The organism is Glaciimonas immobilis (genome assembly GCF_011947285.1).
Taxonomy (GTDB): domain Bacteria; phylum Pseudomonadota; class Gammaproteobacteria; order Burkholderiales; family Burkholderiaceae_D; genus Glaciimonas; species Glaciimonas immobilis.
The window spans coordinates 202253-220969 of the sequence record NZ_JAAOZT010000012.1; the positions used below are offsets into that span (position 1 = coordinate 202253).

20 protein-coding genes are annotated in these 18717 nt (G+C 50.1%); 6 read left to right on the top strand and 14 right to left on the bottom strand.

Annotated elements, in window-relative coordinates:
* Positions 1–91: 91 nt before the first annotated feature.
* The 5 genes from HAV38_RS18040 to HAV38_RS18060 form a co-directional block, all read right to left on the bottom strand.
* Positions 92–661 (bottom strand): carboxymuconolactone decarboxylase family protein, encoded by a 570-nt coding sequence (locus HAV38_RS18040; RefSeq protein WP_168056766.1) that lies wholly within the window; start codon positions 659–661, stop codon positions 92–94.
* A gap of 75 nt (positions 662–736) precedes the next feature.
* Positions 737–1615, bottom strand: a complete 879-nt coding sequence (locus HAV38_RS18045; RefSeq protein WP_168056767.1) for an AraC family transcriptional regulator — start codon at positions 1613–1615, stop codon at positions 737–739.
* A gap of 121 nt (positions 1616–1736) precedes the next feature.
* Positions 1737–1940, bottom strand: coding sequence for a zf-HC2 domain-containing protein (locus HAV38_RS18050; protein ID WP_168056768.1), 204 nt, complete (start codon positions 1938–1940; stop codon positions 1737–1739).
* Complete coding sequence (locus HAV38_RS18055) at positions 1934–2572, bottom strand: RNA polymerase factor sigma-70 (protein WP_168056769.1); 639 nt, start codon at positions 2570–2572, stop codon at positions 1934–1936. Before HAV38_RS18055 ends, HAV38_RS18050 begins: the two co-directional genes overlap by 7 nt.
* Positions 2573–2908: 336 nt before the next feature.
* The gene (locus HAV38_RS18060; RefSeq protein ID WP_168056770.1) at positions 2909–4012 is read right to left on the bottom strand and encodes an FAD-dependent oxidoreductase; all 1104 of its coding nucleotides are present in this window, start codon (positions 4010–4012) and stop codon (positions 2909–2911) included.
* A 421-nt stretch (positions 4013–4433) separates the two neighbouring features.
* Here HAV38_RS18060 and mtnP point away from each other — a divergent pair, with 421 nt between their 5' ends.
* From mtnP to HAV38_RS22185, 3 genes are all read left to right on the top strand, one after another.
* Positions 4434–5309: an S-methyl-5'-thioadenosine phosphorylase gene (gene mtnP / locus HAV38_RS18065; RefSeq protein ID WP_168056771.1), complete on the top strand. Its 876-nt coding sequence runs from the start codon at positions 4434–4436 to the stop codon at positions 5307–5309.
* Positions 5310–5433: 124 nt separating this feature from the next.
* Positions 5434–6024, top strand: coding sequence for a glycine zipper 2TM domain-containing protein (locus HAV38_RS22140; RefSeq protein WP_168056772.1), 591 nt, complete (start codon positions 5434–5436; stop codon positions 6022–6024).
* A gap of 430 nt (positions 6025–6454) precedes the next feature.
* On the top strand, positions 6455–6736 hold the full coding sequence (locus HAV38_RS22185; protein WP_311734889.1) for an outer membrane lipoprotein: 282 nt from the start codon (positions 6455–6457) through the stop codon (positions 6734–6736).
* 42 nt (positions 6737–6778) lie between these two features.
* On the opposite strand, the gene HAV38_RS18080 is transcribed toward HAV38_RS22185, so the two are convergent.
* Both HAV38_RS18080 and HAV38_RS18085 read right to left on the bottom strand, forming a co-directional pair.
* Positions 6779–7171, bottom strand: a complete 393-nt coding sequence (locus HAV38_RS18080) for a VOC family protein (RefSeq protein ID WP_168056774.1) — start codon at positions 7169–7171, stop codon at positions 6779–6781.
* A 58-nt stretch (positions 7172–7229) separates the two neighbouring features.
* Complete coding sequence (locus tag HAV38_RS18085; protein ID WP_168056775.1) at positions 7230–8090, bottom strand: HTD2 family dehydratase; 861 nt, start codon at positions 8088–8090, stop codon at positions 7230–7232.
* A gap of 514 nt (positions 8091–8604) precedes the next feature.
* Between HAV38_RS18085 and HAV38_RS18090 the strand changes: the two genes are divergently transcribed.
* Positions 8605–9510, top strand: a complete 906-nt coding sequence (locus HAV38_RS18090; RefSeq protein ID WP_168056776.1) for a LysR family transcriptional regulator — start codon at positions 8605–8607, stop codon at positions 9508–9510.
* A 67-nt stretch (positions 9511–9577) separates the two neighbouring features.
* On the opposite strand, the gene HAV38_RS18095 is transcribed toward HAV38_RS18090, so the two are convergent.
* The 7 genes from HAV38_RS18095 to HAV38_RS18125 all read right to left on the bottom strand — a co-directional run bounded on the left by HAV38_RS18095 (position 9578) and on the right by HAV38_RS18125 (position 17322).
* Positions 9578–10858, bottom strand: coding sequence for a TRAP transporter large permease (locus HAV38_RS18095; RefSeq protein ID WP_168056777.1), 1281 nt, complete (start codon positions 10856–10858; stop codon positions 9578–9580).
* On the bottom strand, positions 10855–11427 hold the full coding sequence (locus tag HAV38_RS18100; RefSeq protein ID WP_168056778.1) for a TRAP transporter small permease: 573 nt from the start codon (positions 11425–11427) through the stop codon (positions 10855–10857). Before HAV38_RS18100 ends, HAV38_RS18095 begins: the two co-directional genes overlap by 4 nt.
* 156 nt (positions 11428–11583) lie before the next feature.
* The gene (locus HAV38_RS18105) at positions 11584–12612 is read right to left on the bottom strand and encodes a TRAP transporter substrate-binding protein (protein WP_168056779.1); all 1029 of its coding nucleotides are present in this window, start codon (positions 12610–12612) and stop codon (positions 11584–11586) included.
* A 130-nt stretch (positions 12613–12742) separates the two neighbouring features.
* Complete coding sequence (locus HAV38_RS18110; protein WP_168056780.1) at positions 12743–13546, bottom strand: HpcH/HpaI aldolase/citrate lyase family protein; 804 nt, start codon at positions 13544–13546, stop codon at positions 12743–12745.
* 5 nt (positions 13547–13551) lie between these two features.
* Positions 13552–14919 carry an MmgE/PrpD family protein gene (locus HAV38_RS18115; RefSeq protein ID WP_168056781.1) on the bottom strand — a complete coding sequence of 456 codons (1368 nt, stop codon included), beginning with the start codon at positions 14917–14919 and terminating at the stop codon, positions 13552–13554.
* Positions 14920–14970: 51 nt separating this feature from the next.
* A complete protein-coding gene (locus HAV38_RS18120) occupies positions 14971–16149 on the bottom strand; it encodes a CaiB/BaiF CoA transferase family protein (protein WP_168056782.1) in 1179 nt (392 codons plus the stop codon).
* A 12-nt stretch (positions 16150–16161) separates the two neighbouring features.
* Positions 16162–17322 carry an acyl-CoA dehydrogenase family protein gene (locus HAV38_RS18125; RefSeq protein WP_168056783.1) on the bottom strand — a complete coding sequence of 387 codons (1161 nt, stop codon included), beginning with the start codon at positions 17320–17322 and terminating at the stop codon, positions 16162–16164.
* A gap of 724 nt (positions 17323–18046) precedes the next feature.
* Here HAV38_RS18125 and HAV38_RS22335 point away from each other — a divergent pair.
* Complete coding sequence (locus HAV38_RS22335; RefSeq protein WP_168056955.1) at positions 18047–18229, top strand: transposase; 183 nt, start codon at positions 18047–18049, stop codon at positions 18227–18229.
* Positions 18230–18239: 10 nt separating this feature from the next.
* Positions 18240–18476, top strand: a complete 237-nt coding sequence (locus tag HAV38_RS22340; protein ID WP_168056784.1) for a DDE-type integrase/transposase/recombinase — start codon at positions 18240–18242, stop codon at positions 18474–18476.
* Positions 18477–18717: the final 241 nt, after the last annotated feature.

Here is an 18717-nt window from a genome sequence, read left to right on the forward strand (position 1 = left end):
CGCTCGATTGTCTACGAAATCATCTGGAGCGGCGCTACTGCTACATGGATTAATACCTATCGGTACCGAGACCGGCTTCCAGCAACAGCGATTAAACCACCTTATAATCGGCAAACATCGCATCAACCGGTGTGCCGAAAGCTTGATTACTATAATTGCTAAGCGTTTTGACTGATGCAGCTAATACGATATAAAGCAGATCAAGCTCTTGATAACCCGCCTGGATAAATGCTTTCACTATTGCAGGATCAGGCTGACCATGTTTTGCAACCATTTCTACCGCCATTGCCGCCAACGCTGCTAACTTGGCGTCTGGGATGGGCTGTTGATCCCGTATCGCTTGCAATACAGCCTTAGGTACCTTGGAAACTTTGTCCGCAATCATGCTATGCGCCGCTGTACAGTAGGTACAACCGTTGAATTGACTAATTGATAGGAACACCACTTCCTGCTCGGCGGGCGTGAAGTGCGACTCTTTACGAAATAAATCGTAGCCATGCAGATAGGTACTTAATACAGCAGGAGCGTTGACCATGTTCAGGTACATTGCCGGAACGAACCCGACTTGTTTAAGTGCCACGTCTAGCAACTCTTTTTGCGAACCCTGAGCAGTAGCATGATCGACGGGGGACAGATCGTGAATAACTTTGGTATTTGACATGATTGTTAATCCTTAAACACGCAAAAACTTTCGGTCGCAGGAGGATTCCCCGGCCACGTTGCGTCATATCTCATTTTATTCCACCCGTGGTTTTGGCAGTGCACCGTGCGTCTCGTTCTGGTGTCCCTGCGTTTCAGATTGCTCCTTTAGCCAATGGATGGGAGAGCGTCCCAGCTTTCGGACAAATACACGGGTCAACGTGCTAGCGCTGCCGTACCCGACATCAAAGGCAATCTGTTTAAGTTGCAGCCCTTGTAACAATAATCTTTGCGCACTCACGACACGCCACGAGGCCAGATAGTCTGCAGGCGTCTGCCCCGTAATTGCTCGGAACCGAACAGCAAAGCGGGCGCGCGACATACCTGCTGCGGCCGCCATGTCTGATAGCGTCCACGCTCGGGCAGGATCTGTCTGTATCGCGATGAGCGCCTTGGCAAGACGGCTGTCGGCGAGTCCGGCCAGGGTGCCGCCTTGCGTCAAGCCCTGATCGATGCAGTATCGAAGTAACCGTATCATTAACACTTCGCACAACCGGTCCAACACTGCCTGACTGCCAGACTGCGCAGACAATGCCTCGTCAAACATCAGCCCCATCAGCGCTTCTACTCCGGGAAGCGCTGCAAGTTGTACCAACACGACACTCGGGAGCGAATCTGTGATCGGGTTTCCACCGCCGCTGCCGAATTGTATGGTGCCGCATACGACATCAGCGCCAGCGCGGTCATCCGCGATCAGGCTATGTGTCTTTGGACGCGGCAAGAACAAGATAGTGGGCTCGATAATGTCGATCACCTCTTTTTGCACGCCAAATATTCGCGCAGGTCCTTTCCTGATCAAGTGTATGTGGCCGCGCAATGCGTCTTCCTGGAAATCGTGAATGCCGCAAATATTGCCGGTGTAGAAGATACCGGCGCGCAGGGAAAAATGGTTTAGGAGGGGCGTCAGTCGGTCCATGGCTCATGTGATTGGAAAAGAAATAGCGGATACCGCTCTGATTGACAATTTATAACGTTGCTGGAACTATCGTTTAATTTGTCGATGTTTACTTATACCGCCCTGCCGGGACGACGAAAAATTATTCGTCAGTCTTGCCTGTACGCGCATCTTTCCGCTGCGCATAAACGCGCGCTGCTTGACGAAGCGTATGCATTTGCCTTCCAAAGTTCCGGCATCCGGAACACATCATCACATGCATTTTTAGCGACATGCGCTCCTGCAAGGTGAGTGTTCGCTCTTGCGACTCCGAAAGCAGACGGGTGACATTCTGACAGTTCAGCATGGCTGATCCTTTTTTTCAAACCAACGGTTCTCAAGGCACTCGCGCAGGCGCAGGCGGGCGCGGTGCAACATGACGTTAAGATTACTGACGGTGATGCCTACTGTCTCGCAGATCTCGTCGGAATCAAGCTCGATAAATTCGCGCATCATAAAAACCCGCGCTTGATTGCCGGGTAAATTCTCTAAACAGTCTTCAAATACACACCAGAATTCATTTTCTCGAAAAGATTCCTCTGGATTACCCCATGCTGCAGGGCGTTCATCCGCCTGCCAGAAACCTTTGCCATCAAACAACTCAGAGAAGTCTTCATCTTCTTCGTTCTCGTGCATAAGGTTACTGGCATATACCAGGCGTTGCTTTTGCCGCAATACATCCGCGATTTTGTTTTTAAGAATGGCGAATACCCAGGTTTTCAACGCTGCGCGTCCACCAAATGACTTGGCATTCTTCAATGCGCCGATGAGCGCTTCTTGCACTGCGTCCTCCGCAAGATGTGGATCGGACAGTTGTAGGGTGGCAAATTTGACCATCTGTTTCCTTAAGCTATTAAGGAACTCAGTTTCGGTAAGCAGCGCGGTGTTCTCTACTATTGGGGTGCCAGCGTCACTTAGCAGTCTTTCTTCACTATCCATCTCCACTCCTTGTAATTTTGTTATTTCTGGCACTTTCTGGAATGATACTGGCGACGCCATGTGGCAGCAAAAAAATCTATCGGTGCCTCCAATAATTAACAACCAATATTCACCACCAATAAAATCCGGGTTGTCTGCGCTCGTCGAGCGCGATGATGATACCAACAAAATGTGTTTTAAATTGCATCGGGGGTTATTGCACTCCGGTGTTGGCGGAGAATCGCCCAAATCTTGTTGCCGAGCTTTTGCTATGTTAATTTTGCTATGTTAACCAAAAGCCCCAAACCCGGATCACCTTTACCCCCCTCTGTCGTTGATCAATGCATCATGTGATCGCTATGGGGCTGAAAACCGCTGAATAAAACGCCGGTCTATCCGGTCTTTCCAACGCCAGATCCATTTTCCTTCCGCACTGAAGCCACCCCAGGATGCAACGCCGTATTGTGGGCCGCATGCTAGTAAATACAATGACCGCTGCCGCGGTTGATAGGTCACGAGCGGTGTACCCATAAGTGTGGCCAGCAGGTTCGCGGCGAGCACGGGACCCGCCCGCACCGCATGCACGCCCGAGCGCACCATCGCCACGTCTTGCCGCGCACAGACGTCACCTGCGGCAAAAACATTTGGATGCGAGAGACTGCGATGAAATCCATTAACGGCGATGTAGCCGTTTTCGTCCAGCATCAATTTGGAGAATTTAAGTAATAAAGGGGCGCGTGCGCCAGTTGCGGCAATCACACAGTCTGCTGGCAACAGGGTGCCATCTGACAACATCACGCCTTCTTCGACGCCCACTGCTCTTTGGCGATGTACAAAGACGCCTGCCCTAGCCAGAAAATGCTTGATGCGACCTTGTACGCCAGCAGCATGACCAGCCAGCAGGCCCGACTCGGACACAACTAACTCGACACGCCCTTGAATATTGGCGCGTGAAAATGCGTAACGTGCTGCCAAGGCTAGCTCCACCCCGGCAGCGCCACCACCGACAACAACTAGTCGATACCCTGGCTGTTCTCTTGCGCAAGCCAGAATTTTTGGCCAGGCTACGAAAAAATCATCCAGCGGCTTGACCGGCAAGAGCTTATTGCCCGCCATCTCCAGCCACGACAAGTCGATTTCACTGCCGATGTCCAGCGACAGCAGATCGTATTCAAGTCGCCGACCATCTGGCAAGCGCACACAATGCTGATCGGCGTCGATGCCCGCAATGCGGTCCACCGCCATGTGCACGCGCGCCGTCTGCGCTAAAGATAGCAAATCAATCCGACACTGCGCCTGGACGTAATGACCCGCCATCCATCCCGGTAACATGCCGGAGTAGTTCTGGTGAGTACTTGGTGTGACCAGCGTGACCTCGACGCCGGGTGTCTTTTTTTGCGCCAAGGCGCGCAGCACCGAAAGATGTGCATGTCCGCCACCAACAAGAACCAAACGCTTCATCAGATCACCTGCCTGACGAAAATGGCGCTGAACCAATTGCCAGGCGTGTTGGGGCAACCGAATCGTCCGGGCTCAAGTGCAGACGAGCGTCAGGTCGTCCCATTGATAACAGCGTGGTAGCAGAGCAATCACAATAGTCAAAAGACGACTTCGCCTTAGCGACGTTCAAAGGATGCGGGTATGCCAGCAAAACGTACTTGATCATGTTAAGGCTTCAGTAAGTGTTAAGGTCAAAGCTAAGTCGGTACCATGCTATGAATTCTTACACTTTGCATGAAACAACGGGTGTAAGAATTTGAGTGCAATATACGACCATTGATACGACCATTGATACGAACATTGATACGAACATTGATACGACCCTAGTTATGACTAAAGCTACGACCATACTTTACACAACTATCAAATAAAGGACACTTTCATGCAACAAGCTCTTATTGGCGTTATCGGCGGCAGCGGTCTCTACCACATGGAGGCCCTGCAGAATGCGACGGAACACATACTAGACACACCTTTCGGCAAACCTTCCGATGTGATCGTTACTGGCATTGTGCATGATGTGCCGATAGCATTTCTGGCTCGCCACGGGCGCGGACATCGACTGATCCCGTCCGAGATCCCGTATCGTGCCAATATCCACGCGATGAAACAACTTGGCGTGCGCTATCTTATTTCAATGTCTGCCGTGGGTTCGCTACGGGAAGAAATGAAACCGCTCGATATGGTTCTCCCTGATCAGTTCATTGATTTGACCCGGCGGCGCGTAAACACCTTTTTTGGAGATGGCGCGGTCGCACACGTCTCAATGGCGCAACCAGTTTGTGCAAATGTCGTCGACGCACTGGCGCGTGCCTTCAATGAAGTAAATCTGACGCAATCCGTTAAGTTGCATCGCGGTGGCACCTATGTTTGCATCGAAGGGCCGCAATTTTCAACGCAGGCAGAATCGCATTGGTACCGCAGCATGGGGGCAAGCGTCATCGGTATGAGCAATATGCCGGAAGCAAAGTTAGCCAGAGAGGCACAAATCGCTTACGCCACGCTGGCCATGGTGACCGACTTCGATTGTTGGCACCCAAGAGAAGCTCACGTAACGGCAGAGATGGCGATTGGCAACCTGATGAAGAATGCCAGGCGGGCACAACAAATCGCTGCTGCTGCCATTCAGATTATTGGCAATGAACGTCCACCATCGATTGCGCACGCCGCGTTGGCAAGCGCGCTCGTTACCCAGCCAAACGAGATGACCCCTGAGAGTTTTGATCGGTTAAGTAAGGTAATAAGCGCCGCAAGTTGAGTGGTGAACCGCGTCGAACATGCATCCGTGTTGCAATTAGAAACACCTGATACAGAATCTCGCTGTGTAAGGGGCCAATACGTTCGTACAATCAAATCACTGTCAACGTTCTCTGGAGAATCAAATGGAAGTCAGTCAATCAACAACGCGTATCCATCCATTGGTCGCTGGCGCGGCTGGGTCTGTTATCTTGGCAAGCTTGCTTGGGGTCGCAGCGATTGCGGGCTTTCTCCCGAGTTCTCACGGAAATGGCGTTGGGGCGCAAGCGCCAACCGCAATGGCTGCCGCACCCCTGGCAATGGCTGTACCCGCCACGTTGCAAACAGGCGCACCGGTATTAGTGCAGACAGCAAACGGCTATCAATACATGCAGCCGGTTGCCTCCCCTGCGGTGGCGGGTTATCAGGTTGAACCGACGCGCACTATTACAAAACAAAAAACAGTAGTCCATCATGTCTATCGTCATCATGATTCACCTTATGCACAGGCCGAGCGGACGCCCCAATACCAAGCGCCGATCCAGCAGTCCCGCCAGGTAGCTCAAGCGAGTCCCGTGGCACAAGTGAGTCCGTTAGGAATAGCTACCGGCGCGGTTATTGGTGGACTGCTGGGACATCAGGTGGGTGGCGGTAATGGCCGTACGCTTGCGACCGTTGCAGGTGTAGTGGGTGGCGGCTATTTAGGTAATAGCGTGGCTAAAAATTACGGTTATTAATCCTTAGCTTTGACAAGCCAACGTTTGAGGTTGGACACCCATTCCAACCTCAAACGTGACTAAGCACCGCAGTTGCCATCATAACGATCTGGATAATAAAGAAGCGCCGATCAGCGCACAGGATGTTCAGATTACTTGCCGCGAACCAACACTAATTAATATAAACAAAATGAAAAACCAATACACAATAGCTGCCACAATAATTGTGGCAGCGGCCCTCGTCAGTGGCTGCGCCGCGCCAAACTATTACGATCAGTCAGCTTCGCAGCCTTATCGAGCTAACTCACAGTCATATGCGGCTAACTCACAGTCATATGCTCCGAACCCACAGGCATATCCTAGATCATCACAATCCTATTCCCGCACATATGGCGTCGTCGACGCCATACAGTTGGTGCAGACCAACGACAACAACAATAGCGGAAGTAGTATGGGTGTAGGCACAGTGCTCGGGGGAGTTGTCGGGGGACTTCTTGGAACTCAAGTCGGTGCCGGTCGAGGAAGAACCGTTGCAACCGTCGCAGGCGCAGTGGGCGGTGCAATGGTAGGTAACCAGATTGAGCAACGCAACAATACGCCGACGCACGACATGTATCGTATCGGCGTGCGGTTGGATAACGGCGGCTATCAGACGTACACGCAAGATAGCGTTGGTGACCTGCGAACAGGAAATCGCGTCCGTATTGACGGTGAACGCGTATATCGTTACTAGTACAAACCTAAAACTACGCGACGCGACCTTCCGGTATGGTAATTAACCGTAGATCGTTGTCGCTTTTTCGGATATCTCGATAAGATTATTATCTGGATCACGGACATAAACTGACCGAATTGGCCAGTTAGCTCCGGTGCGCTGAACAGGACCCTCGATAATCGGAATATTGTGTCGGCCCAGCGTGACGATGACTTGTTCAAGCGGAATGCCAGCGATAAAACATAAATCGAGAGAGCCTGGAGTCGGTATAGCAGCCTTGGGCAAGAACTCAAGGCCAACTTCATGCAGATTAATTTTTTGCTCGCCAAACTTGAACGCTATACGACCCGCTCCGAATGTATCGAGTGCCATGCCGAGCACCTGCGTATAAAAATAAATCGACTTCGCCTTATCACGTGTCGTTAGTACCAGATGGTCAATATGATCAATCAAGATAGATTCCTGCAAAGTATGGGAGGAAAAACAGGTGCCGCCCAGGCCCGTAAGCCGATTAAGCGAGCGTAACCGTCGCATCGAGGGTCAAAAAGCCCTCGTGGTCTTGCGCCCACAAATGCACAGTTTTACCGTCTCCAGTTGGCGCACCATGAACCGAAAAAGGGTGCAGATCAAAGGTCGGTCGTATGGCCCGAAATTCAAAATGCATAATCACCCGATCCGGCATTTCACGGCGGACCAGCGCAATTAACAAAGTAGCAATCAGCGGTCCATGCACGACCAGACCAGGATATCCTTCAACTTCTGTCGCATACTTACGATCGTAATGAATCCGGTGTGTATTAAAGGTTAACGCAGAATAGCGGAATAAGAATGTTTCGCTGGGCGTTATCCGTAATGTCCATTCAGGATCGGTGCGTGCTTTCTCTGGCTGCACCGCGGCCTGTCCTATGACAGGTGGATCGCGATAAACAATATCATGGAACTCAGTCAATGCAGCGTCAGTTGCGCCGTTACAAAAGAGCTGATGCTGCACTTTTACGAAAGTCAGTCGACCGCTGCGGCCGTCTTTTTCCCGCACCTCTGCGATGGTTGATACGCGCTCCACCGCGTCGCCGACACATATCGGCGAGTGAAATTTGAGTTGACTACCAGCCCACATCCTCCGTGGTTGCGTGACCGGCGGCATGAAACCACCCTTCTGAGCATGCCCGTCAGCGCCTAACAAAGATTGCGCATGCAGCGGCAAAAAATAGAGCCAGTGCCAAAGCGCCGGTAACGGCGTGCCCGATTGGGGTCGATCGATACCTAAATCTAGCGTGGCCGATAGCGCGGCTACAGGTGTAGGCGAGATGATGTCGGTCACTGTCTCGCTACGGCCTACCCATTCTTGCAGATTGAGAGTTTTATTTTTCATTTATGTTAGCTTTATTGAGCGCCAGTCTTTGATTGATATTAAGGCTTCCGTGTGCATCATTTTGCCCGATTTATGTGCTGGTTAAGCAGGCTTTAAACTTCGCTATTAAACAAATGATGATAATTAGTGTATGACTGAATAAAGTAGGTATCGCGCACGCAGGGACAGGTTGAAAGTAATATGTTACTAACGCAGCGTTTGTGGAATACAAACACAAAATTGTAAATTAATGATTCTTTATACTACGCAGTTAATCTTTATACTGCGCAGTTAATATAGACAAAAATTAAGATTTGATCGATTTGCACAAATATCCGCCATGACCGCTTTTTTAGATCAGGCTTGCAGCCCACTACAGGATGGCAAAGGCGAACAGAATGATGACCGTGGTGGCGCATAAAAAGTGTAGTGGATCGATATCATCGTTTTGCTTCAGCCTTACTACGGAAAAATTATAAAGATGGTGCGGTGTTCAATGGATACCGATACCGTTATTTGATGAGAGTAATAATTTATGTTATTTGACCTGACTGATTTACGTTTATTTATCTACATCGCCGAACTGAAAAGTCTTACCCGTAGCGCCGAGCGCATTCATATGTCGCTGGCTGCTGCCAGTAGCAGGGTCAAGGAACTCGAAAGCCGCTTTGGCATGCGTCTGATTTATCGGGAAAATAAAGGCATTTGCCTGTCACCGGCAGGCGAAACTTTTTTGCACCATGCTCAGCAATTTATGCAACAGGTAGAGCGTCTAACCAGTGATTTGCAGCAATACAATAACGGGATCAAAGGTTATATTAGAATATTTGCAAATACCACTGCCGTAACAGAATTCATGCCAGAGGTGCTGGGCGCTTATCTTGCCAAGTATCCCCATGTCAACATTTCGTTAGAAGAGCGCCTTAACCAAGGTATTTTGCGGGGAATACTTGAGGGAACTGCTGACATTGGTATTGTCGCCGGACCGATCCATAATCAAGGCCTTGAGGTTATTAATTTTTCCACCGACCGCCTGGTATTGGTCACAGCAGTCAATCATCCGCTTGCAGCAATCAAAAAAATCAGCTTCGCTGAAACGATCCCCTACGAACAAATCGGATTATATGAAGGTAGTTCGCTACATCACTTTCTAAATCAAATCGTCTCTGAAAGTGGAAAAACCTTACGATTACGGATTCAGGTACGCAGCTTTGAGGCTATGTGTCGCATGGTCGAAACCAATGTCGGTATCGCCGTCATGCCGCAATCCGCGGCGCTGCGGCACAGTCATACCATGCAATTATCCATCGTTGAACTGGATGAGCCATGGGCCGTGCGTGAAAGAAGTATTGTGGTTCAAAAGCTCGACAACTTGCCACTCTATGCACGTGAACTGGTCAACTTTATTAAGGCGTACCCGTCCTCTAAGGCAGCTCCTTAATTCGTTTTAGCCTGCAAATTATATAAGCACGAAGCCAGTTGGGGAGCGCATCCCCAACCGATGCCGGCTATCTATAAATCAGATTAGGCAGCCATAATGTTATCTGCGGTAGATAAGTGATTATTACCAAAAATACCAGCATCGTCAGCAACCAGGGCAAAACCGCCTTGGTCAACTCGGTAATACCCATTTTGGTAATACTCGACGCCACATAAAGGTTTAAACCCACCGGCGGATGGCACATGCCTATCTCCATATTGACGATCATCATGATCCCGAAATGGATGGGGTTAATGCCAAGTTTTATCGCAACCGGTACTAAAATTGGCGCCATAATCAAAATAATTGAAGAGGGCTCCATTACGTTTCCCGCCAACAACAACAAAAGGTTGACCACCACCAGAAACCCGACCGTGCCGAGACCCATATGCAAGATAGCTTCCGTCAATGCCTGCGGCACGTTTTCCGAAGTCATTAAAAAAGAAAACAAAGTGGCGTTAGTAATAATGTATAACAACATCGCAGACATGGCGGCCGACTCCAGCAAGACGCGCGGCACACCCTTTATCGTCATGTCTTTATAGACAAAAATAGACACCAGGAAGGCATACACGGCGCTCATTGCCGCCGCTTCCGTGGCCGTAAATATACCGCTAAAAATCCCACCAATCACGATCACGACCAGAAACAACCCCCACGAACATTCACGGAAAGCCGCCCAACGTTCACGCCAACTAGCTTTTGGCAAACGCGGATAATTATTTTTTCGGGCAATATTCCACGTGGTCAGACACAACATCCCGGTAAGGATCAGCCCCGGCACCAGTCCAGCTATAAACAGCTCGCCGATTGAGGTATTAGTCGACACTGCATAAATCACCTTGATGACCGATGGCAGCATCAAAATACCCAGCGCACCTGAGGTAGCAATAACGCCCGCGCCAAATTTTTTAGGAAATCCCTGCTTGACCATTTCCGGCAAAACCACCGATCCAATGGCCGCGACCGTAGCAACGCTGGAGCCGCAGACCGATGCGAACAGTGCACAACCGAGCACGCCGGCAAGGCCAATCCCACCATGCCAATGACCGACCAACGTTGTCGCAAACCGGATCATGCGCTTGGCTACTCCCCCATGCGTCAGAAACGTACCCGCCAATAAAAAGAACGGGATTGCCATGATTTCAAAATTCTCGATACCGGTGAACAATTTTAACGCCACCGACTCAATCGGCACCGTGGTCATCGTGAACAGGAAAGTTAACACCGTTAAGCCGAGCGAAATCGAGATCGGCATGCCGGTCAACATTAACGCAAACAACAAGACAAAAATAATTAATGCGTTCATGCCTTACCTCCCACATGTTCGATATCGGCTGCATCGTCAATACCTTGTACATGCGCATGATCGTGCTTAGGCAATTCGCCATACTTCAAGAACGTCCATGTCACTTGCAAAAAACGAAACGACATCAGATAAGACCCAAGCGGAACCGCCAGGTACACGATCCACATCGGTATTTCCAGGTCGGCCGAGACCGAATCGGTATGGGCGATTCCCCATACAAATCTTGCACCCAGAGTACCGACGATGCCGGTAAACAAGGCCCCGGCAAGCAGGCCAAATATGATGAATTTATTTCGCCATGGCGTATTTAACTTATTAATCAAAACATCCACACCCACGTGAATACCCACCCTCACGCCGTAAGCCGCACCGAATTTAGCCATCCACACGAACATGTAGATACATAACTCCTGCGTCCAACTCGTATTGATTTTGATCAGCTCGTCCTGAACCCACGGAATAGGTAGCCCCGATGCATAACGATGGACTACAGCAAGAAAAACAAGGATGGTTGCCAGCGCCATTAAGGAAGCAATCAACCACTCTTCCAGGCGATCAAGGAATTTCATGGTATCTCCAAATACATCAAAAGAAAAAAAGACGCTGAACACGTCTTTTAAAACAATCTGCACGCTGATAGAACAAGGCAGCCCGCGTTCGCTTTGCGGAGCGGCCTGTCGCATGCATGCGTCGTCGCTGTCGCGACGAGATTATTGTTGAGTGCGTTATTTAAAGCCCAGCGTCGCGGATTCTTTATTCACTGACGCAATCAACTCTTTTCCGATACGACCTTCCATCTGCTTCTGAACCGGGAATAGCGCTTTACGCCATTCGGTTTTTTCAGCATCGGTCAGTGTGTAGATGGTAGTTTTGCCTGATTTTCGGATCGCTTCCAGCGCATTGTCATTCTCTTCCTGGGCAATCGTATTGGCGTACTTGGTTGCGTCTTTCATGGCTGTTTCCAGCAGCCCCCGGATATCGGCAGGCAGGCCATCCCAAAATTTCTTGTTGACGACTACCGCATATCCAATATATCCATGGTTGGATACGGTAAGATATTTTTGTACTTCGTACATTTTTTGGGTGTAAACATTGGATGGGGTGTTCTCACCACCATCCACCACGCCGGTCTGCATGGCTTGATAGACCTCGGAAAATGGAAGGACCTGCGGGTTGGCACCTAGCGCCCGCATTTGTGCATCCAATACCTTAGATGATTGAATACGTATTTTTACCCCTTTAAAATCCGCTGGTGTTTTAAGCAGTTTGCTGGCCGTCATTACCTTAAAACCGTTGTCCCAATAGGCTAGTCCGGTGATACCTTTGGGTTCCAGTTTCTTAAACAGATCCTTACCGATAGGACCATCGGTCACGCGCTTCAGCACGGCGCTACTTGGAAAGATATACGGCAGATCGAATACTTCGAACTCCTTGACCCCTAACGGTCCGAATTTCGATAGCGACGGCGCTAACATCTGGACCGCTCCCATTTGCAGCGCTTCCAGTTCTTCTTTATCCTTATAAAGCTGGCTATTCGGATAAATTTCTACCTTTACACGCCCGTTGGTGGCCTTTTCGGCTAACTCTTTAAAGCGCAAGGCACCTTTTCCCTTCGGCGTATCCTGCGCAACCACGTGGCTAAACTTGATGATGATAGGAGGTTGTGCTGCGCGCTGAGGGGAACTTTGCGCGAACGAAATTGTGCAAAAGCTCGCAGCAGCGACGAGCGCCAAAAACAGCGTTTTAGTTTTCATGAATGTCTCCGGATGAACGAAAATGTAGGCTCTTTAAAATGGCCTTCAATATTTTTTAAAAAAAAATTTTAAACAAATACCCATCAAATAGCAAGATGAAACCTACGTAAAAAACTAAACCGAGAAAAGATCAGGTCGCCGACGCGTTCAAAATCTTCTCTGCTTTAAGTATGACTGGTCGGTCGATCATTTTTCCATCTAACGCGACTGCAGCACCGTCAGCTAAAGCGGCTGCCTCCAGTACACGTTGAGCCCAGGCGAGTTCTTCTGGATTAGGTAAAAATCCTGCATGGATCGGCGCTATCTGCTTCGGGTGTATACAAAGCTTGGCGCCAAACCCAAGACGCCGGGCACGCACCGTATCTGCCTCCACGCTTTCAGGGGCATCGATTGCAGTGCTGACGCCATCGACGGGAGCTGCAAGTCCGGCGATGCGCGATACCAGAACCAGCTGCGAACGAAAATACAACAGTTCTTCATTATCCCCCTCGATCCCCAGATCCAGCTGAAAATCAATCGAACCAAATAGTAACCGCTGCACCCCGGGTGCATGCGCAATTGCATGCACGTTCCAGAACCCCTGTGCGCTTTCAATTAGCGGCAAAATCATTTGCGCACCCGCATCGGCAACCATCGCAATATCGTCGACATGTTCCGCCTTGGGTAATACAACGCCCGCCACCCCAGGCAATCTACAGAGCGCTAAATCATCGTGGAACCAAACAGAATCGGCGCTATTGATACGAATGAGCACTGATTTGTCGGCCGTTAACCACGCAATAATCGCAGCCCTTGCCACAGCTTTCTCCGCATAGGGAACGGCGTCTTCCAGATCGATAATGGTAACGTCGGCTCCAGCCTGACATGCTTTGTCAAAGCGATCAGGGCGATTGCCGGGCACAAAAATATATGATCGCGGAATAGAAAAAATCATGGGTTTTAAACTGAAGATATCGCTAAGAAAGAGGCAATTTTGTTGCACTCCGCAAGATGCCATATTTTTTCAAATATCGCCTGCATTTCCGATGGCGTAGCTGCGTTACTAAAAGCCGCCAGCCGTAACGCCTTCTGCTCCAGTTCCACACGCGAGAGAGTGTTACCGGGATCGCCTTTTGGTTCATCCACACGCCCCGATAATAGTCGGCCGTCGGTGGTCTCTACCGTAACTTTACCGATCCAACGCGCTGGATAGGCGCTATCGACTTCGGCGTCCAATACCATCTGCACTTTTTTGCTAAATGCTACGACGCGGGAGTCATTAAAATAGCCTTCAAACTCGCTTAAGCCAGCAACACGAAATTGGGCAATTAATCCCAACACTATTCCCATCGAAAATTTAGCCTGATGTACCGTTTGTGGATTGACCACAGGACCTAATACATCGATAGCACCTTGATGAACGTACGTAGTTACGCGGGCAATCTCCTCGGGATCAAGATTATGTTTTTTTATCACCTCAAGCAAGGCGTCTGCTGCCGGATGGGTATGGCGGCAAGAGGAGTGAAATTTGAAGGAAGTTTCTGCAAGGGTCCAACGTTCACCAAGGCGGTCAACCAGCTTATCAGGGTCAGCATCCGACGACATTCCGGCCGCCATTCCTTGCGGCCCTTCCAGAATGTGCTGAGCGCCGGTGAAACCTTGCTGCGCCAGGTAAGCTGCCATCAATCCATCGGATGCAGCTTTGGCTGCGTGCAATTGCTTCGAATCTGCGGCATCGCGTAAAAACTCCCATAATCCTGCCGCTTGCGTTCCGGCTGAACCGAATGCATGCAGCATTTGATCGGGGGACAGCTGTAATAATCTTCCGACCGCCGCAGCAGCAGCGACGGTACCTGCCGTGCCAGTCGTATGAAATACCTTGTAATGCGAACGGCCTAAAAATTCGCCTATCCGAATCCCCACTTCATAACCGGCAACGACCGCAGTCAATATATCGCGCCCGGAACACCCTATAGATTGCGCAACGGCCAATACCGCTGGGAAAACTACAGTAGCAGGGTGAAACACCGAGCCGTTGTGTACATCATCCTGCTCAGCGAAATGCGATGAGGCCGCATTGACCATTGCGGCAAACAAGGGGCTGGTCTGGCGGCGCGAGATCAATACTTCAGACGTGCCGGTGGCGGGGCCCATTTGTTGGGCAAACCAGTCTATCGTTTCGACTGCCCTAGCCCCCTTGCCAGCAAGCGCAGAGCCGAACCAGTCGACGAATAAATCTGCGGCGCGCAGAAGGACTGGCTCAGGGATACTGTCGAACTGCAAGTTCGCGGCGAAACTAGCGAGTGCTTTACTCGGATGATCGTTCATAAATTACGGCTCTCCGGGATAGGAAATCAAGTGGCTTGTTTATATAACTGATCAAATAGCCTGTTGCGTACGCAGACCGGCGATGGCGGCGGCATCATAACCAAGCTCCGCCAGGATTGCATCGGTATGCTCTCCCAGCGCGGGTACCGCATCCATGCGTGGCGTATAGGTATTTGGAACGCCTGGAGGTAACAGCGCAGGAACTTTTCCGGCAGGCGTGTCCACATTAACCCAGCGCGCACGGGCCTTGAGTTGCGGGTGTTCCCACAAATCGTGCATGTCGTTCATGTGTGCATTGGCGATGTTGGCGGCGTCAAGGCGAACAATTACCTGCTCCGCGGTCAATGGCGCAAATACATCCAGAATAATGGCGCGCAGTGCCTCGCGGTTCGCGGTTCGCCGTGAATTGGACGAGAAGAGCGGATCTGTTGTGAGATTAGGCTGCAACAATACTTTATCGCAAAATAGTCCCCATTCGCGTTCATTCTGCAGGCCGAGCATGACCGTTTTGCCATCGCCGGTTGTGAATGGACCGTAGGGATAAATCGTCGCATGAGAGGCACCGGCGCGCGGTGGCGGCTCGGCACCGTCGAACGCGTAGTACAGCGGATAGCTCATCCATTCGACCATGCTTTCCAGCATCGACACATCGATATTGCATCCCAGACCCGTCCGGCCCCGCTGAATCAATGCCGCCAGAATATTGGAGTAGGCGTATGTGCCCGCTGCAATGTCGGCGATGGAACATCCGGCCTTGGCAGCCTCATCGGGCGAACCTGTCACAGACAGAAAACCAGACTCGCTTTGAATTAAGAGGTCGTAAGCTTTCTTGTCACGATATGGTCCATCCACGCCATAGCCAGAAATATCACAAACGATCAGGCGGGGAAATTTTTCGTGCAAGGCAGCATACGACAGCCCTAACCGTGCAGCCGCACCTGGTGCCAGATTCTGTACCAGCACATCGGCGGTTTCCAGTAACTGCATAAGAATAGGGTCTGACTCAGCGTGCTTGACGTCCAGTGTCAGACTTTCCTTGGAGCGATTGGTCCAGACGAAATGCGATGCCAGACCGCGCACGCGCTCATCATACGCACGGGCAAAATCGCCAACACCGGGCCGCTCAATCTTGATAACACGGGCACCAAGATCAGCCAGTTGACGCGTACAGAACGGCGCTGCTATGGCGTGTTCAAGCGTGATAACAGTAATACCATCTAGGGGACGCATACGGCTCTCCACTTAAAATGAACGCGGCAAACCGAGCACATGCTCAGCGACGTACGAGAGAATCAGATTGGTGGAAATGGGCGCAACCTGATATAAACGGGTTTCACGGAATTTACGCTCAACATCGTATTCACACGCAAAACCGAACCCGCCATGAAATTGCAGGCATGCATTGGCGGCTTCCCACGAGGCGTCGGCGGCCAACATTTTTGCCATATTGGCTTCCGTGCCGCATGGCAGATGGGCATCGAATAGCTCGCAGGCTTTCAAACGCATCAAATTGGCTGCTTCGAGATTGATGTAGGCTTTGGCAATTGGAAACTGAACGCCCTGATTCTGACCGATGGGACGACCAAAAACGATGCGCTCATTGACGTATTTGGTGACTTTATCGATAAACCAGTAACCATCGCCAATGCACTCCGCAGCAATCAGCGCACGCTCGGCGTTGAGGCCATCAAGGATGTAGCGGAAACCCTTACCCTCTTCGCCAATCAAATTTTCTTCTGGAATTTCCAGATTATCGAAAAATAATTCATTGGTCTCATGGTTCACCATGTTCAGGATCGGCTGCACCGTGAGGCCGTTGCCGATCGCATCGCGCAAATCGACCACAAAAATGGACATACCTTCGGACTTTTTCTTCACGTCCGCTAATGGCGTGGTCCGTGCCAGCAAAATCATCAGATCGGAATGCTGGACGCGTGAAATCCAGACCTTCTGGCCGTTGATAATATATTTATTTCCTTTTTTTACTGCGGTAGTTTTGAGCTTGGTGGTATCGGTTCCGGTCGAGGGTTCGGTCACTGCCATCGACTGCAGACGCAATTCGCCACTGGCAATTTTTGGTAAATAATAATCTTTTTGCTGTTGTGAACCATGGCGTAACAAGGTTCCCATGTTGTACATCTGACCGTGACAAGCGCCAGAATTACCACCACATCGATTAATCTCCTCCATGATGACGGAGGCTTCCGTCAGGCCCAGACCGGAGCCGCCATACTCTTCCGGAATCAGGGCGGCCAGCCAGCCAGCTTTGGTCAAGGCATTCACAAAAGCCTCTGGGTAGCCGCGCTCTTCATCTATCTTACGAAAGTAGTCGGCAGGAAATTCCGCGCATAAAGCACGTACGGCATCACGTATTTCCTGGTACGCATCAAGCTTGGTAGACATCGAACGAGTTCCTAATTTTAGTTAAAGTGGCTCACGGGCGAGCGAAACAATAGTTTTTTTGGAGTGTGCTCCGGAACTTGTTCGGAAACAATCAACATTTTCAGAAGGGGACCTATGCCGCAGGTTAAGTGTAGATATTCGATCAGCACGTCGTAGGGCCATTTTCACCCCACTTAAAGGTTAGATTGAAAGTCCCCCTTCGCGGATGGCGTTGCGTTGATGATTTTTGCTCTCCGGTATTGGGAGTCATGAATCGCATGGTCGGACATCAGTCATTGACCGAAATATGCCACGTCACAATCCCTGTACAAGCGCGTACCGGCAGGACACACAATCCGGATCGGGCAATGATCTGCGCGCGTTCTTCCAGCGAAATCATTCGTCCTCGCCCTCCTCCCACAGGGCGGGCGTTTTTTTGCATCACCAGCAACGCAGCAGCTTCTGTCAGGATCCTATTTTTACGTGTCGTGGTCTAATAAAAACGGCCAGCTCAACAATGATTTATTAAAAAAACGCCAGCCTTCTGTGCCCGAGAAACGAAATAAATTATCAATTCATCAACAAGATAGCAAAGAAGCTTTTACGTTAGTGCAGTGCTGCGGGGTGTGATAGTCCGTCGTGCTGATTATTATCAACACCGAGCTGTTAACTTGGTTAATGTGATGCCAATGACGCAAGTGAAGGCGGTGCTCTCTGCCACTGGCCGCACTTACGGCAGTCTCGGATATGTCACGCATTAGCTGCGCAAGGGATAAAAATAGGACGTTATCGGGTGAAAAGCTTAATGCGTCAAAGTCAACTGCGACCAGTATGGAAGCGCAAATTTATTTACATAACTGATAGCAAACATCACATGCCAGTAGCAGAAAATATTTTTTACTCGTTAGTTTGGGATTGCGCAAGCTGACGTGGCGTGGGTGTCCGATATTACCTATGTTTGGACCAAGCAAGGTTGGTTATATTTGGCACCGGTGTTGGACTTATATTCACGCAAAATCGTCGGCTCGACATGCGCTTTCGCCATGCAAACGAATTTAATTTCTAAAGCATTATTGATGGCTATACAGTTGCGTCAACTCGCTTCAGGAGTGGTTTTTCACTCAAATCGTGGCATCCACTATGCCAGTGCTAAGTATCAAACTTTGTTGGTTTAACACGGCATTATCTGCAGTATGAGTCGTCGCGCAAATTACTGGAATAACGCTGTCATAGAACGTTTCTTTTTGAATTTGAAATGGAGCGTGTAAAGAAAAAAGAATATGCCAATCACGCAGAAGCTGTTGATTGGAAAAGTGATGATTACGTAGAAGTTGAAACAACCATAAAACCATAATGCAGAAAAATTTCATGTGAAATCTCGCCGCATTCAAACACAAACAGCTCGGATCGGTTGAT